The organism is Halomonas rhizosphaerae (assembly GCF_030010555.1).
Lineage (GTDB): Bacteria > Pseudomonadota > Gammaproteobacteria > Pseudomonadales > Halomonadaceae > Halomonas > Halomonas rhizosphaerae.
Map to the genome: position 1 here is coordinate 140,451 of NZ_JASCQP010000011.1, position 13,894 is coordinate 154,344.

The following is a 13,894-nucleotide window of genomic DNA, read 5'->3' on the forward strand; positions in this document are numbered from 1 at the left end:
GCGTCGTGGTACCCGCCTCGAGCCAGCGTCGCCCGCCGGGTCACCCCGTTCATCGCCACGGATACCCCATGAAAAGCGCAGACATCAGACAGGCCTTTCTGAGTTACTTCGAGGCACACGGCCATACCGTCGTGCCCTCCAGCTCACTGGTTCCCGGCAACGACCCGACCCTGCTGTTCACCAATGCCGGCATGGTACCGTTCAAGGACGTCTTCCTGGGGCGCGACCCCCGTCCCTACGTGCGTGCGGCCTCGTCTCAGCGCTGCGTGCGCGCCGGCGGCAAGCACAACGACCTGGACAACGTCGGCTATACCGCCCGCCACCACACCTTCTTCGAGATGCTGGGCAACTTCAGCTTCGGCGACTACTTCAAGCGCGATGCCATCCGCTTTGCCTGGGAATTCCTCACCGAGACCCTGGGCCTGCCGAAGGAAAAGCTGTGGGTCACCGTGCACGTCAGCGACGACGAGGCCGAGCGCATCTGGAAGGACGAGATGGGCATCGACCCCGAGCGCTTCTCCAGGCTCGACGAGGACAATTTCTGGCAGATGGGCGACACCGGCCCCTGCGGGCCGAGCTCCGAGATCTTCTTCGATCACGGCCCCGAGGTATGGGGTGGCCCCCCGGGGAGCCCCGAGGAGGACGGCGACCGCTACATCGAGATCTGGAACCTGGTGTTCATGCAGTTCGACCGTGACGCGGCCGGTACCCTGCACCCGCTGCCCAAGCCCTCTATCGATACCGGCATGGGCCTGGAGCGCATCGCCGCGGTGATGCAGGGTGTGCACTCCAACTACGAGATCGACCTCTTTCAGAACCTGCTCGAGGCCGCGGCCCGCGCCACCGGCCATGCCGACACTTCCACGCCGTCGCTGCGGGTGATCGCCGATCACATCCGGTCCTGCGCCTTCCTGATCGCCGACGGCGTGTTGCCCGCCAACGAGGGGCGCGGCTATGTGCTGCGCCGGATCATCCGTCGTGCCATCCGCCACGGTCACAAGCTGGGTGCGCGCGGCAACTTCTTCCACAAGCTGGTGGGCGCGCTGGACGTGGAGATGGGCGCCGCCTATCCGGAGCTGCGCGAGGCGCGCCACCAGATCGAGCGCGTGCTGCTCAAGGAGGAGGAGCAGTTCGCCCGTACCCTGGAACACGGCATGGGCCTGCTCGAGGAAGCCCTGGCCGGCCTCGAGAGCGATACCCTGCCCGGCGAGACGGTCTTCAAGCTCTATGACACCTACGGCTTTCCCTTTGATCTGACCGCCGATGTCTGCCGCGAGCGTGGCGTGAGCCTCGACGAGGCCGGCTTCGAGCGCGAGCTTGAAGCCCAGCGGGAGCGCGCCCGCGCGGCCAGTCAGTTCGGCGCCGACTACGGTGCCGCTCTGGACCTCGAGGGCGAGACCGCCTTCACCGGCCATGACCTGCTGGAGGATCGCGCCACCGTCACCGCCCTGGTCGATCGGGAGGGCAATCCCCTGGCGCGGCTCGAGCAGGAGCAGCGAGGCGTCGTGGTGCTCGACCGCACGCCCTTCTATGGCGAGTCCGGCGGCCAGGTGGGCGATACCGGCTACCTGGAGCTGGAGGGGGGGCGCTTCCTGGTCACCGACACCCAGAAGCAGGCTGGCCACCACCTGCACCATGGCGTGCTGCTCGAGGGCACGCTGGCGGTGGGCGCCGAGGTCCACCCGCGGGTCGACGCCAGCCTGCGCGCGGCCACGGTGCGCAACCACTCCGCAACCCACCTGATGCACAAGGCGCTGCGCCTGGTGCTCGGCGACCACGTGGCGCAGAAGGGCTCGCTGGTCACCCCCGAGCGGCTGCGCTTCGACTTCAGCCACTTCGAGCCCATGACCCCGGAGCAGCTGGCCGAGGTGGAACGCCTGGTCAACGAGCAGATCCTGGCCAACGCACCGACCCGGATCCAGCACATGAGCCTCGATGAGGCCAAGACCAAGGGCGCCGCGGCGCTGTTCGAGGCCAAGTACGCCGACAGCGTGCGGGTGCTGACCATCGGTGCCGACGACTTCTCCATCGAGCTGTGCGGCGGCACCCACGTGGCGCGCAGCGGCGACATCGGCTGCTTCCACATCGTCAGCGAGGCGGGTATCGCGTCAGGCGTGCGCCGCATCGAGGCGATCACCGGCGAGGGGGCGCTGGCCTGGTTCCGCGAGCAGGAGGTGCGCCTCAATCGCATCGGCGAGCGCCTCAAGGCCAAGCCGGAGCAGGCCGAGGAGCGGGTCGAGGCGCTGCTCGAACGCAACCGCACCCTGGAGAAGGAGCTCGAGCGCCTCAAGGCCAAGCTGGCCAGCGCCGCCGGCAACGACATGATCAACGAGGCCAGGGAGGTCAAGGGGGTCAAGGTGCTGGCCAAGCGCCTCGAAGGTGTGGCCGGCAAGGAGCTGCGCGGCATGCTCGACCAGCTCAAGAACAAGCTCGGCTCCGGCATCGTGGTGCTGGGCGTGGCCGATGCCGAGGCCGGCAAGGTCAGCCTGATCGCCGGCGTCACCGATGACCTGACCGGCCGGGTCAAGGCCGGCGAGCTGGTCAACCACGTGGCGGCCCAGGTCGGCGGCAAGGGCGGTGGCCGGCCCGACATGGCCCAGGCCGGCGGCAGCGACGTGGCGGCGCTGCCGGGCGCGCTGGACGGCGTGCCGGCCTGGGTCGAGGAGCGGCTCCAGTAAGGGCTACCAGGGCCGGCGGCAGCGATGCCTCGGCCCTCGTCATCTTCACTCACCTTTCACTCATCCGAGCGCGATTCGCACTCGACGCACGAGGGAAATCGGCATATGGCACTATACGTACAGAAATTCGGCGGCACCTCGGTGGGCTCCGTGGAGCGCATCAAGGCCGTGGCCGAGAAGGTCAAGGGCTTTCGCGACAACGGCCACCAGGTCGTCGTCGTGGTCTCCGCCATGAGCGGCGAGACCAATCGCCTGATCGGCATGGCCAACGAGATCAACGACGAGCCGACGCCGCGCGAGATGGACATGCTGGTCTCCACCGGCGAGCAGGTGACCATCTCGCTGCTGGCCATGGCCCTCCACAAGATCGGCGTGCCGGCGACCTCCTATACCGGTTCCCAGGTGGGCATCCGGACCGACAGTGCCCACACTAAGGCGCGCATCCAGCGCATCGAGACCGATGAGCTGCAGGCCGATCTGGACGACGGTCAGGTGGTGGTGGTCGCCGGCTTCCAGGGCGTCGACGAGGAGGGCAACATCACCACCCTCGGCCGCGGCGGCTCCGATACCACCGGCGTGGCGCTGGCAGCGGCGCTGAAGGCGGACGAGTGCCAGATCTATACCGACGTCGACGGCGTCTACACCACCGATCCACGGGTCTGCTCCAGGGCCCAGCGTCTCGACACCATCACCGTCGAGGAGATGCTGGAACTGGCGAGCCTGGGCTCCAAGGTCCTGCAGATTCGCGCCGTCGAGTTCGCCGGCAAGTACAATGTCCCGCTGCGCGTGCTGTCCAGCTTCGAGGATGGCCCCGGCACCCTGATCGTTGCAGACTCCGACCAAGACGAGGATTCCATGGAAGAACCGCTGATCTCCGGCATCGCCTTCACCGCCAACGAAGCCAAGCTGACCCTGCTCAACACCCCCGACGTGCCGGGCGTGGCCTCGCGCATCCTGGGGCCGATCGCCGATGCCAACATCGAGGTCGACATGATCGTCCAGAACGTGGCACCGGCCGGTGACTACACCGATTTCACCTTCACGGTGGCCAAGGGCGACTACAAGCAGACCATGAAGATCCTCCAGGAGCAGGTGATCCCCGACCTGGGGGGCGGCGATCTGCGCGGGGACGACAACATCGCCAAAGTCTCGCTGGTCGGGGTGGGCATGCGCTCCCATGCCGGGGTGGCCTCGAAGTTCTTCCGCGTGCTGGCCGACGAGAACATCAACATTCGCATGGTCTCCACCTCCGAGATCAAGATCTCCGTGGTGATCGACGAGAAGCACATGGAGCTGGCGGTCAAGGCGCTGCACAAGGCCTTCGGCCTCGACAAGAGCGACATCGAGGCCGAATAAGGCTCTCTCGGGGCGACGACACCTTCTACGCTTGTAGGGAAGGCCGCGACCCCCGTGCCACAGGGCTTCCTTTCAACGTGGCGCGGGCGTCTCATGGGTCGGCGCCATTGGTCAGGGACGACGACTTGTCGCACAATGTAACTTCGTCGTCCCTGCCGGCGAGCATCCCGTAGCCAGAAGTCTGAGAAGGAGATCAGTCATGCTCATCCTGACCCGCCGTGTCGGCGAAACCCTGATGATCGGTGACGACATCACCGTGACCGTCCTTGGCGTCAAGGGCAATCAGGTCCGCATCGGCGTCAATGCCCCGAAGGATGTCGCCGTGCATCGCGAGGAGATCTACCAGCGCATCCAGCGCGAGAAGGCCGATTCCGGTCTCGAGAGCGATGACTAGCACGCGGCCGGTGCGCGAAGCGGGAGCGCCATCGCGGGGCCAGGGCGAAAAATTGCCCGGGTTGCTGGACAATGGCCTTCTAAAACGGTAGGATACGCACCGTGTCGATGAGGGAGAGGTGGCCGAGTGGCTGAAGGCGCTCCCCTGCTAAGGGAGTAAGGGGTTTATAGCCTCTTCGAGGGTTCGAATCCCTCCCTCTCCGCCATTGTCGTCACGCGAAGGTCAAGCGCCCGTAGCTCAGCTGGATAGAGTACCTGACTACGAATCAGGTGGTCGGAGGTTCGAATCCTCCCGGGCGCGCCACCTTCACTTCGGATGTGATCGGCGGTGTAGCGCTTGATTGATCCCCGCAACGAACCTGCTTGTTGCCTTACGCGCCCGTAGCTCAGCTGGATAGAGTACCTGACTACGAATCAGGTGGTCGGAGGTTCGAATCCTCCCGGGCGCGCCAGATCTCGACCCGTCCTCCCTGCGAGGGCGGGTCTTCTGCTTTCCGGGCCCGCTGATCCGAGTCTTCCATCGGTGTGTCGGGGGCAGTGTGCTGCTGCTAGCCGGGTCGGCGCGTCTCGCGTGCCGACCCGGCGATCGTTTGAGGCGCCGTCGTGATGCGACGAGCGCCTCTTTTTTGTGGGCGCCTGTCGCCTGCTGGTGATCCGCGTCAGGCCATCTCGGCGCGATGGCCGGCGTGATCGGGGAGAGGGAGCTCGAGGCCCGCCAGCAGGTCGTCCAGGTCGCGCAACCGCTTCACGGCCTGGAAGCGGCGGGCCGCCTCGTGGTCGCGCTGGCGCATATGGTTGAGCCACTGCTTGATCAGGGCAGTGACGACGCGCGCCGGAAGTGTGCTACGCTGCAATGCAGCAAAGTCGACGAGGATCTGTGCCCGGGCCTGCCAGGGCGTGTCGGGCAATTGCTTACCGGTTGCCTGCCAATGGCGGATGCGTGCCGCCAGCCAGGGGTCGGCCAGGGCGCCGCGGCCGAGCATCACGTCGCGACACCCGGAGAGGGTGCGGGCCTTCCAGTAGTCCTCCAGGGTCCAGATGTCGCCGTTGGCGACCACCGGGATGGAGAGGCGCTGGTGGATGCGGCCGATCCACTCCCAGTGGGCCGGCGGGCGGTAGCCCTCGTCGCGGGTACGGCCATGGACCACCAGGCGCCGGGCGCCGGCGTCCTGGGTGGCCAGGGCGCAGGCCAGGGCCAGGCGGCGATCGGAGAAGCCCAGGCGAATCTTGGCCGTCACCGGGATCTCGTCGCCCACGGCCCGGGACACCGCCGACACGGCGGCGTGAACCCGTCGCGGGTCACGCAGCAGCGAGGCGCCGCCATCGTGACGGTTGACCAGCTTGGCCGGGCAGCCGAAATTGAGGTCCAGGCCGGTGGCGCCGAGGCTCAGGGCCTGGCGGGCATTGGCCGCGAGGGCCTCCGGGTCGGAGCCCAGCAGTTGCAACTGCACGGGGACGCCACTCGGCGTAGTGACGCCGGGGCGCGCCAGTTCCGGGCAGTGCCGATGGAAGACGCGGGGCGGCAGGCGGGCGTCCACCACGCGCACGAATTCTGTCACCACCCAGTCGAAACCGGGGGTGCGGGTCAGGAGGTCGCGAGTCACCGCATCGATGACTCCCTCCATGGGCGCTAGGCCGATCCGCCCGTTATGTAGTAAATTAACAACGCTGACTTCCACCATGACGCCATTGCAATCTGTCGGGGATGTGGCAGGTTATAGCATCCTAAAAAATGCGCAAGCCGGGTTTTCTCGTGAGATCGAGCCCAACTAAGCGCAAGAAGCAGGAGAATTCGCATGCAGGACACGCAGCTGCTCAACGAGGGGCTTGCCCTGATGGGGCTCGGCATGGGCTTTGTCTTTGTTTTTCTTACCGTGCTGGTGATCGTCACCACCCTGATGTCCAAGGCCATCGGTCGCTTCTTCCCCGAGCCGCCCGCGCCTGCCGCGACCGGCAACCGCCGCCCGCCGGCGCCTCGCCAGGACGATGACGTGATGGTCGCCATCACCGCCGCGGTGCATCGCTATCGCCGCCGCCACCGCCGCTGAGGCGACTCCCCCTTTCCCCTTCCATCCATAACGACAAGGTCACGACCATGACTGACAAGACACGCCCGCTTGGCATCACCGATGTCGTCCTGCGCGATGCCCACCAGTCGCTGTTCGCCACCCGCATGCGCCTCGATGACATGCTGCCCATCGCCGAGAAGCTCGACCGCGTCGGCTTCTGGTCGCTGGAGTCCTGGGGCGGGGCCACCTTCGACGCCTGTATCCGCTACCTCGGCGAGGATCCGTGGGAGCGGATACGGGCGTTGAAGGCGGCCATGCCCAACACCCCCCAGCAGATGCTGCTGCGCGGCCAGAACCTGCTCGGCTACCGCCACTACGCCGATGACGTGGTGGACCGTTTCGTCGAGCGGGCCAGGACCAACGGCGTCGACGTCTTCCGCGTCTTCGATGCCATGAACGACCCGCGCAACCTCGAGCGGGCCATCCAGGCGGTCCGCAAGGTCGAGGGGCACGCCCAGGGCACGCTCTCCTATACCGTGAGCCCGGTGCACACCCTGGACGGCTGGGTCGAGCTCGGCAAGACCATCGCCGCCATGGGCGCCGACTCCCTGGCCATCAAGGACATGGCCGGCCTGCTCAAGCCCTACGATGCCTATGAGCTGGTCACCAAGCTCAAGGCCGCCGTGGACATCCCCATCCACATGCAGTGCCACGCCACCACCGGCATGTCCACCGCCACCGCCCTCAAGGCCGCAGAGGCGGGCATCGACAACGTCGATACCGCCATCTCCTCGATGTCCATGACCTATGGCCATAGCCCCACCGAGTCGGTGGTGGCCATCCTGGCGGGCACCGAGCGCGACACCGGCCTGGACCTCGAGCTGCTCGAGGAGATCGCCGCCTACTTCCGCGAGGTGCGCAAGAAGTACGCCGCCTTCGAGGGCTCGCTGAAGGGCATCGACTCGCGCATCCTGATCGCCCAGGTGCCGGGCGGCATGCTCACCAACATGGAAGGCCAGCTCAAGGAGCAGGGCGCCGGCGACAAGCTCGACGATGTTCTGAAGGAAATTCCCAGGGTACGGGAAGATCTGGGCTTTATCCCGCTGGTCACCCCCACCTCGCAGATCGTCGGCACCCAGGCGGTGATGAACGTGATGATGGGCGAGCGCTACAAGTCGATCTCCAAGGAGGTCCAGGCGCTGCTCAAGGGCGAGTACGGTGCCGCCCCGGCGCCGTTCAACAAGGAGCTTCAGGCGCGCGTGCTGGAGGGGGGCGAGCCGATCACCTGCCGCCCCGCCGACCGGCTGGAGCCGGAGATGGACCGTCTGACCGCCGAGCTCAAGGAGAAGGCCAAGGCCGAAGGCATCCGCCTGGCCGAGGGCGAGCGCGAGATCGACGACGTGCTGACCTATGCGCTCTTCCCGCAGATCGGCCTGAAGTTTCTCAAGAACCGCGACAACCCCGACGCCTTCGAGCCCGCGCCCCAGGCCCCCGGGAAGGAGACCCCCGACGCCAGTGCCAGCCTGCCGGCGAAGGCCGAGGCCAGGGCCCCGGCCACCCAGGGCACGGCGCCGGCCGGCCCCGAGACCTACACCGTCAAGGTCAACGGCAAGGCCTACGTGGTGGAGGTCGCCGAGGGCGGCGAGGTCGGTGCTGTCCAGGAGCAGGCCGCGCCCGCCCAGCCCGAGGCCGCGCCGGCCGCGAGCGGTGAGGCGATCACCGCGCCGCTGGCCGGCAACATCTTCAAGGTCAACGTGCGCGAGGGCGACAGCGTCGAGGCGGGGGACGTGGTGATCATCCTCGAGGCCATGAAGATGGAGACCGAGGTGCGTGCCACGGGCGCCGGCACCGTCTCCGCTGTCAAGGTCAGCGAGGGCGACAGCGTCGCCGTCGGTGACGTCCTGATCGAGCTCTAAGGGCCCCCTCATGGAGAAACTACTGACACTCTGGCACGGCTCGGGGCTCTACAACCTGAATCTGGGCCAGGCCGTGATGATCCTGGTGGGGCTGGTGCTGCTCTACCTGGCGATCCGCAAGAAGTTCGAGCCGCTGCTGCTGGTGCCGATCGGCTTCGGCGGCATCCTGGCCAACATTCCCGAGGCGGGCCTGGCGCTGTCGGCGCTGGACCAGGCCATCGAGGTGGCCAGGCCCGCCGTGCTCCAGCAGCTCGGGACCGCCCTCGGTGCGAGCCTGGACCCGCTGGCCGACGCCGAGACGTGGCGCCAGACCCTCAAGGGGCTGGCCCATGACGGGGCCTCGCCGGAGGCGCTGCGTGCCGCCCGCGACGTGGCGGTCGGCGTCGGCTACGGCGACGGCATGCTCTACAGCTTCTACGCCGTGGCCATCGCCTCGGGCATCGCCCCGCTGGTGATCTTCATGGGCGTGGGGGCGATGACCGACTTCGGCCCGCTGCTGGCCAACCCGCGTACCCTGTTCCTGGGCGCGGCGGCCCAGTTCGGCATCTTCGCCACCCTGTTCGGCGCGGTAGGGCTCTCGGCCCTGGGCGTGATGGACTTCTCGCTCAACCAGGCCGCCGCCATCGGCATCATCGGCGGTGCCGACGGCCCCACCTCGATCTATGTGTCGAGCGTGCTGGCCCCGGAGCTGCTGGGTGCCATCGCCGTGGCCGCCTATGCCTATATGGCGCTGGTTCCGCTCATCCAGCCGCCGATCATGAAGCTTCTCACTTCGAAGCGGGAGCGCGAGATCACCATGACCCAGCTGCGGCCGGTGTCGAAGCTCGAGAAGGTGGTCTTCCCGATCGCGATCCTGCTGCTGGTGGCCTTCTTCCTGCCGGATGCGGCGCCGCTGCTGGGGATGTTCTGCTTCGGCAACCTGATGCGCGAGTGTGGCGTGGTGGAGCGGCTCTCGGACACGGCCCAGAACGCGCTGATCAACATCGTGACCATCTTCCTGGGCCTCTCGGTGGGCTCCAAGCTGATGGCCGACAGCTTCCTGGCGGTGGAGACCTTGGGGATCCTCGGCCTGGGCATCGTGGCCTTCGGCATCGGCACCGCCGCCGGGGTGCTGATGGCCAAGCTGATGAACGTGATGAGCAAGATGCCGATCAACCCGCTGATCGGGGCCGCCGGGGTCTCGGCGGTGCCCATGGCGGCGCGGGTGGCCAACAAGGTGGGGCTGGAGTCCAACCCCCACAACTTCCTGCTGATGCACGCCATGGGGCCCAACGTGGCCGGGGTGATCGGTTCGGCGGTGGCCGCCGGGGTGATGATCAAGTATCTGGGGTGAGGCGCCCTCGGGCGCCGTTCCTCGTGCTGGCGGAGTCAATCGTCCAGCAATGCGAGCCGGCCCCGCAGGCGTGTCTCGAGGGCGGTCAGGTCGGCAGGGGCGTCGCTTGGCCAGCCCACCGTGAGCCGCACGCCGTCGGCGCCGTACTCGGCCTGCTCGACCGGCACCTCCTGGCCGGCCAGCCAGGCGCGGGCCTCGGCCTCGCCGGCGAAGTCGACCCGCAGGCGCAGCGGAGTGCGCTCGACCACCGTGCGGCGCGGCAGGGCCTCCAGGCCCTCGGCCACGGCGCGGGAGTAGGCGCGCGCCAGGCCCCCGGTGCCGAGCTTGGTGCCGCCGAAGTAGCGCGTGACCACGCAGCCCACCTCGCCGAGGCCGGCGCCCTCCAGCACCTGGAACATGGGACGCCCGGCGGTGCCGCCGGGCTCGCCGTCGTCGGAGAATCCGATGGCGGTCTGCTCGCCGGGTGGGCCGGCGATGAAGGCGCTGCAGTGGTGGCTGGCGCCGGGGTGGGTTCGGCGTGCCTCGGCCAGCAGTGCCTCGAAGGCGGCCGTATCCGGCGAATGGCAGAGCCAGGTGATAAAGCGGCTGCGCTCGACGTCGGTCTCGGTTTCCCGCCACTCTCCGGGCAGCAGGTCGGGTACCGGATAGCGCATCAGGCGGCCAGCTCCGCCTGACGCACCACGCCCATCACCAGGCCGATCACCTGGATGTCGTCGTTGCGCAGGTAGATGGGGGCCATGCGCTCGTTGGCCGGCTGCAGGCGCACGCCTGACTTCTCGATGTAGAGCTTCTTCAGGGTGACCTCCTGATCGTTGATCATCACCACCGCGGTCTCGCCGTTCTCGGCACTCTCGCGGCGCTCGATGATGATCACATCCCCGTCGAAGATGTTGCAATCGACCATGGAGTCGCCGCGCACTCGCAGGGCATAGGTGTTGCGGCGCACCATGCGCGTGGGTACCTGGATGCTGCCGGCCTCGGGGCAGGCCTCGATGGGCATTCCCGCCGAGACGCGGCCGAGCAGCGGGATCTCGGTCAGGTCGTCCGCCTCGATGGCCGCCCAGGCCTGGGCCAGCGGAAGGTTGCGGCGGCGCTCCAGGTACTGCGGTGTGACGTTGGGCATGCGATGTCTCCCCTGTCGTCGAAACCTGTCGATACGTACAGTGTTTCACGAGCATAGCAGGGGGCCGGAATCTGGCAAGGGATGGCTGTCCACGCAAGGCTTGATCCAGGGCAAGTGCGACCGGCTGACGCAGACGGCTCGACTGGTAGCCAGGGCCCTTTCCGTGTAGAGTTCCGGGCGAAATTACCCATGCCGGGAGAGTGCCTTGAGCCTGCGGCTGCAAGCCCGAAAGCTGGCCTGTGAGCGGGACGATCGCTGGCTGTTCAGAGACCTTGACCTGGACATCCATGCCGGCGAGATCGTGCGTGTGGAAGGCCCCAACGGCAGCGGCAAGACCACCCTGCTGAAGATCCTTTCCGGGCAGCTGGCCGACTTTCAGGGAGAGCTCTACTGGAACGACCACCCCATGCGACGCACGCGCCAGGACTTCCTGGCCAACCTGCTCTACCTGGGCCATGCGCCGGGGGTCAAGGCGGCGCTGACGCCACTAGAGAACCTGGCCTGGTACCAGGCCCTGGCGGGCGAGCCCGATGATGAGGCCGCGCGCTTCTCGGCGCTCTCGGCCGTGGGGCTCGCCGGCTTCGAGGACCTGCCCGCCGGCCAGCTCTCCGCCGGCCAGCAGCGCCGGGTGGCCCTGGCCCGGCTGGAGCTGATTCCGCGTCCGCTCTGGGTGCTCGACGAGCCCTTCACCGCCATCGATCGCGACGGCGTGGCGGCCCTCGAGGGGCGCCTGGCGGCCCATGCCCGGCGCGGCGGCTGCGTGCTGGTCACCACCCACCACGAATTGGCCGACTCTCCGGCACTGCGGCGCATCCGGTTGGGGCAGGGGGGCGACGATGCCACACTCTGAGTCACGCTTGGCGCAGGAGCCGGGTGACATGCCGCTGTTCCGGGAACCCGAGGGCGGTGCCGGGGTCGCAATTCGAGCGACGCTGAAGCGTGACCTGGTGCTGATGATGCGCCGGCGCAGCGAGGTGCTCAACCCGCTGGTGTTCTTCGCCCTGGTGATCACCCTGTTCCCGATCGGCATCTCGCCGGACCCGGAGCTGCTGGCGACCATCGCCCCGGGCCTGCTGTGGGTGGCGGCGCTGCTCGCGGCGCTGCTCTCCCTGGACAGCTTGTTTCGCAGCGACTACGACGATGGCTCCCTGGAGCAGCTGCTGCTCTCGCCCCAGCCGCTGCCGGCGCTGGCGTTGGCCAAGGTGGCGGTGCACTGGCTGCTCACCGGCCTGCCGCTGGCACTGATGGCACCGCTGCTGGGCATCCTGCTGTCGCTGCCGGCAGGCAGCTATGCGGTGCTGGCACTGTCGCTGGCGCTGGGCAGTGCCAGCCTGAGCCTGATCGGCGCCATCGGGGCGGCGCTGACCGTGGGGCTCTCGCGGGGCGGCGTGCTGCTGTCGCTGCTGGTGCTGCCCCTCTATATCCCGGTGCTGATCTTCGGCGCCGGGGCCGTGCAGGCGGCCATCCTCGGCGATGGCGTCTCGGCGCACCTGGCCATCCTGGGGGCGCTCCTGGCAGTGGCGCTGAGCCTCGCCCCCTGGGCGATCGCGGCGTCACTGCGCATCAGTATCAACGGTTGAGGACGACAATCGGCATGTGGGCCTTCATACACAAGCTCGGATCACCCAAGTGGTTCTACGCCATCAGCACGCGCCTGCAGCCCTGGTTCTGGGGGGCGGCGGCGGTGCTGATCCTGGTCGGCAGCGCCTGGGGGCTGGCCTTCGCCCCGGCGGACTACCAGCAGGGCAACAGCTTCCGCATCATCTACGTGCACGTGCCGGCGGCCTTCCTGGCCCAGTCGATCTTCGTCAGCATGGCGGTGGCCGGCGTCATCTTCATGGTCTGGAAGATCAAGATCGCCGACATGGCGGCGGCGATGATGGCCCCCTTGGGTGCCGCCATGACCTTCGTGGCGCTGTTCTCCGGCGCGGTGTGGGGCGTGCCGACCTGGGGCACCTGGTGGATGTGGGACGCGCGTCTCACCTCGATGCTCATCCTGCTGTTCCTCTACTTCGGTGTCATCGCCCTGCGCGGCGCCTTCTCCAGTCGCGACAGCGCCTCCCGGGCCGCCTCCGTACTGGCCATGGTCGGCGTGATCAACATCCCCATCATCAAGTACTCGGTGGACTGGTGGTACACCCTCCACCAGCCGGCCACCTTCAGCGTCACCTCGCGTCCGGCCATGCCGGTGGAGATGTGGGCGCCGCTGCTGATCATGGTGCTGGGCTTCTACTCCTTCTTCATCGCGGTGACCCTGATGCGCACCCGCAGCGAGATCCTGCGTCGCGAAGCGAGCAAGCGCTGGGTGCGTGAGCTGGCCGGGGAGGTGAGCTGATGGCGTTCGATTCCCTGTCGGCCTTCCTGGCCATGGGCGGCCATGGCGTCTATGTCTGGGCGTCCTGGGGCGTCACCGGGCTGCTGCTGGTGGGCGTGGTGCTCCATGCCCGCGCCGAGCGTCGAGCGCTGCTGCGTGACCTGCGGCGCCGGGCGCGTCGCGCGCAGCACCACGGCGCATCGGACGCCGCCGCGACACCGGTTTCACATCGAGAGGGCCATGCCCGTGAGAGCTAAACGCAAGCAGAAGCTGTTCGTTATCCTGGGGCTGGTCTCGCTGGCCGCCATCGCCGTGGGCCTGACCCTCTACGCCCTGCGCAGCAACATCAACCTCTTCTTCAGCCCGGTGCAGATCGCTGCCGGGGATGCTCCCCTGGAACGGCAGATCCGCGCCGGCGGCATGGTCAAGGAGGGCTCGGTGGATCGCGACAAGGAGAGCCTCGAGGTGACGTTCACTGTCACCGACTATGTCGACGACCTCGAGGTACGCTACAGCGGCATCCTCCCCGACCTGTTCCGCGAGGGGCAGGGCGTGGTGGTGGTCGGCGAACTCCAGCAGGACGGCTGGCTGCGAGCCGACCAGGTGCTGGCGCGTCACGACGAGAACTACATGCCCCCCGAGGTGGCCCAGGCCCTGGAGGAGGCTGGCTATTCGCCGGAGGACTACCAGGCCAAGGCCGAGGAGGTGGGCAAGAAGGTGGAAGCCCAGGCGGAAGACAGCGGCGACGGCCGGACCAACTGAGCGGAGTGCC

14 protein-coding genes and 3 tRNA genes are annotated in these 13,894 nt (G+C 67.8%); 14 read left to right on the top strand and 3 right to left on the bottom strand.

Annotation, left to right across the window (positions count from 1 at the left end):
- The first annotated feature begins 68 nt into the window (after positions 1-68).
- From alaS to QLQ83_RS03800, 6 genes are all read left to right on the top strand, one after another.
- Complete coding sequence (alaS, locus tag QLQ83_RS03775; RefSeq protein ID WP_282734225.1) at positions 69-2,678, top strand: alanine--tRNA ligase; 2,610 nt, start codon at positions 69-71, stop codon at positions 2,676-2,678.
- 105 nt (positions 2,679-2,783) lie between these two features.
- Positions 2,784-4,034 (top strand): aspartate kinase, encoded by a 1,251-nt coding sequence (locus QLQ83_RS03780; RefSeq protein ID WP_282734226.1) that lies wholly within the window; start codon positions 2,784-2,786, stop codon positions 4,032-4,034.
- A gap of 199 nt (positions 4,035-4,233) precedes the next feature.
- Positions 4,234-4,428 (top strand): carbon storage regulator CsrA, encoded by a 195-nt coding sequence (csrA, locus tag QLQ83_RS03785; protein WP_089712664.1) that lies wholly within the window; start codon positions 4,234-4,236, stop codon positions 4,426-4,428.
- A gap of 112 nt (positions 4,429-4,540) precedes the next feature.
- Positions 4,541-4,633 (top strand) — tRNA-Ser (locus QLQ83_RS03790).
- Positions 4,634-4,654: 21 nt separating this feature from the next.
- A tRNA-Arg gene (locus QLQ83_RS03795) sits at positions 4,655-4,731 on the top strand.
- 71 nt (positions 4,732-4,802) lie between these two features.
- A tRNA-Arg gene (locus tag QLQ83_RS03800) sits at positions 4,803-4,879 on the top strand.
- Positions 4,880-5,086: 207 nt separating this feature from the next.
- On the opposite strand, the gene QLQ83_RS03805 is transcribed toward QLQ83_RS03800, so the two are convergent.
- Positions 5,087-6,052: a tRNA dihydrouridine synthase gene (locus QLQ83_RS03805; protein ID WP_282734227.1), complete on the bottom strand. Its 966-nt coding sequence runs from the start codon at positions 6,050-6,052 to the stop codon at positions 5,087-5,089.
- 171 nt (positions 6,053-6,223) lie between these two features.
- Between QLQ83_RS03805 and QLQ83_RS03810 the strand changes: the two genes are divergently transcribed.
- From QLQ83_RS03810 to QLQ83_RS03820, 3 genes are read left to right on the top strand one after another with little or no spacing between them, the layout of a single operon-like run.
- Positions 6,224-6,475, top strand: a complete 252-nt coding sequence (locus QLQ83_RS03810) for an OadG family protein (protein WP_282734228.1) — start codon at positions 6,224-6,226, stop codon at positions 6,473-6,475.
- Positions 6,476-6,522: 47 nt separating this feature from the next.
- The gene (gene oadA, locus QLQ83_RS03815; protein ID WP_282734229.1) at positions 6,523-8,352 is read left to right on the top strand and encodes a sodium-extruding oxaloacetate decarboxylase subunit alpha; all 1,830 of its coding nucleotides are present in this window, start codon (positions 6,523-6,525) and stop codon (positions 8,350-8,352) included.
- 10 nt (positions 8,353-8,362) lie between these two features.
- Positions 8,363-9,685 (top strand): sodium ion-translocating decarboxylase subunit beta, encoded by a 1,323-nt coding sequence (locus tag QLQ83_RS03820; RefSeq protein ID WP_282734230.1) that lies wholly within the window; start codon positions 8,363-8,365, stop codon positions 9,683-9,685.
- A gap of 35 nt (positions 9,686-9,720) precedes the next feature.
- On the opposite strand, the gene QLQ83_RS03825 is transcribed toward QLQ83_RS03820, so the two are convergent.
- Both QLQ83_RS03825 and lexA read right to left on the bottom strand, forming a co-directional pair.
- Positions 9,721-10,338: an IMPACT family protein gene (locus QLQ83_RS03825; protein WP_282734231.1), complete on the bottom strand. Its 618-nt coding sequence runs from the start codon at positions 10,336-10,338 to the stop codon at positions 9,721-9,723.
- Complete coding sequence (gene lexA / locus QLQ83_RS03830; protein ID WP_282734232.1) at positions 10,338-10,808, bottom strand: transcriptional repressor LexA; 471 nt, start codon at positions 10,806-10,808, stop codon at positions 10,338-10,340. Before lexA ends, QLQ83_RS03825 begins: the two co-directional genes overlap by 1 nt.
- Before the next feature lie 205 nt (positions 10,809-11,013).
- Between lexA and ccmA the strand changes: the two genes are divergently transcribed.
- The 5 genes from ccmA to ccmE are packed head-to-tail and all read left to right on the top strand — an operon-like array spanning position 11,014 to position 13,884.
- The gene (ccmA, locus tag QLQ83_RS03835) at positions 11,014-11,658 is read left to right on the top strand and encodes a cytochrome c biogenesis heme-transporting ATPase CcmA (RefSeq protein ID WP_282734233.1); all 645 of its coding nucleotides are present in this window, start codon (positions 11,014-11,016) and stop codon (positions 11,656-11,658) included.
- Positions 11,659-11,686: 28 nt separating this feature from the next.
- Positions 11,687-12,388 (top strand): heme exporter protein CcmB, encoded by a 702-nt coding sequence (gene ccmB / locus QLQ83_RS03840; protein WP_282734234.1) that lies wholly within the window; start codon positions 11,687-11,689, stop codon positions 12,386-12,388.
- Positions 12,389-12,402: 14 nt separating this feature from the next.
- Positions 12,403-13,143, top strand: a complete 741-nt coding sequence (locus tag QLQ83_RS03845; RefSeq protein WP_282734235.1) for a heme ABC transporter permease — start codon at positions 12,403-12,405, stop codon at positions 13,141-13,143.
- The gene (gene ccmD, locus QLQ83_RS03850) at positions 13,143-13,379 is read left to right on the top strand and encodes a heme exporter protein CcmD (protein ID WP_282734236.1); all 237 of its coding nucleotides are present in this window, start codon (positions 13,143-13,145) and stop codon (positions 13,377-13,379) included. The genes QLQ83_RS03845 and ccmD overlap by 1 nt, the downstream gene beginning before the upstream one ends.
- Positions 13,369-13,884 (top strand): cytochrome c maturation protein CcmE, encoded by a 516-nt coding sequence (ccmE, locus tag QLQ83_RS03855; protein ID WP_282734269.1) that lies wholly within the window; start codon positions 13,369-13,371, stop codon positions 13,882-13,884. Before ccmD ends, ccmE begins: the two co-directional genes overlap by 11 nt.
- Positions 13,885-13,894: the final 10 nt, after the last annotated feature.

Excerpts from the sequence above, each read along its gene's own strand:
- alaS (WP_282734225.1), top strand. The coding sequence starts at position 69 with ATGAAAAGCGCAGACATCAGACAGGCCTTTCTGAGTTACTTCGAGGCA.
- QLQ83_RS03780 (WP_282734226.1), top strand. The coding sequence starts at position 2,784 with ATGGCACTATACGTACAGAAATTCGGCGGCACCTCGGTGGGCTCCGTG.
- csrA (WP_089712664.1), top strand. The coding sequence starts at position 4,234 with ATGCTCATCCTGACCCGCCGTGTCGGCGAAACCCTGATGATCGGTGAC.
- QLQ83_RS03805 (WP_282734227.1), bottom strand. The coding sequence starts at position 6,052 with ATGGAGGGAGTCATCGATGCGGTGACTCGCGACCTCCTGACCCGCACC.
- QLQ83_RS03810 (WP_282734228.1), top strand. The coding sequence starts at position 6,224 with ATGCAGGACACGCAGCTGCTCAACGAGGGGCTTGCCCTGATGGGGCTC.
- oadA (WP_282734229.1), top strand. The coding sequence starts at position 6,523 with ATGACTGACAAGACACGCCCGCTTGGCATCACCGATGTCGTCCTGCGC.
- QLQ83_RS03820 (WP_282734230.1), top strand. The coding sequence starts at position 8,363 with ATGGAGAAACTACTGACACTCTGGCACGGCTCGGGGCTCTACAACCTG.
- QLQ83_RS03825 (WP_282734231.1), bottom strand. The coding sequence starts at position 10,338 with ATGCGCTATCCGGTACCCGACCTGCTGCCCGGAGAGTGGCGGGAAACC.
- lexA (WP_282734232.1), bottom strand. The coding sequence starts at position 10,808 with ATGCCCAACGTCACACCGCAGTACCTGGAGCGCCGCCGCAACCTTCCG.
- ccmB (WP_282734234.1), top strand. The coding sequence starts at position 11,687 with ATGCCGCTGTTCCGGGAACCCGAGGGCGGTGCCGGGGTCGCAATTCGA.
- QLQ83_RS03845 (WP_282734235.1), top strand. The coding sequence starts at position 12,403 with ATGTGGGCCTTCATACACAAGCTCGGATCACCCAAGTGGTTCTACGCC.
- ccmD (WP_282734236.1), top strand. The coding sequence starts at position 13,143 with ATGGCGTTCGATTCCCTGTCGGCCTTCCTGGCCATGGGCGGCCATGGC.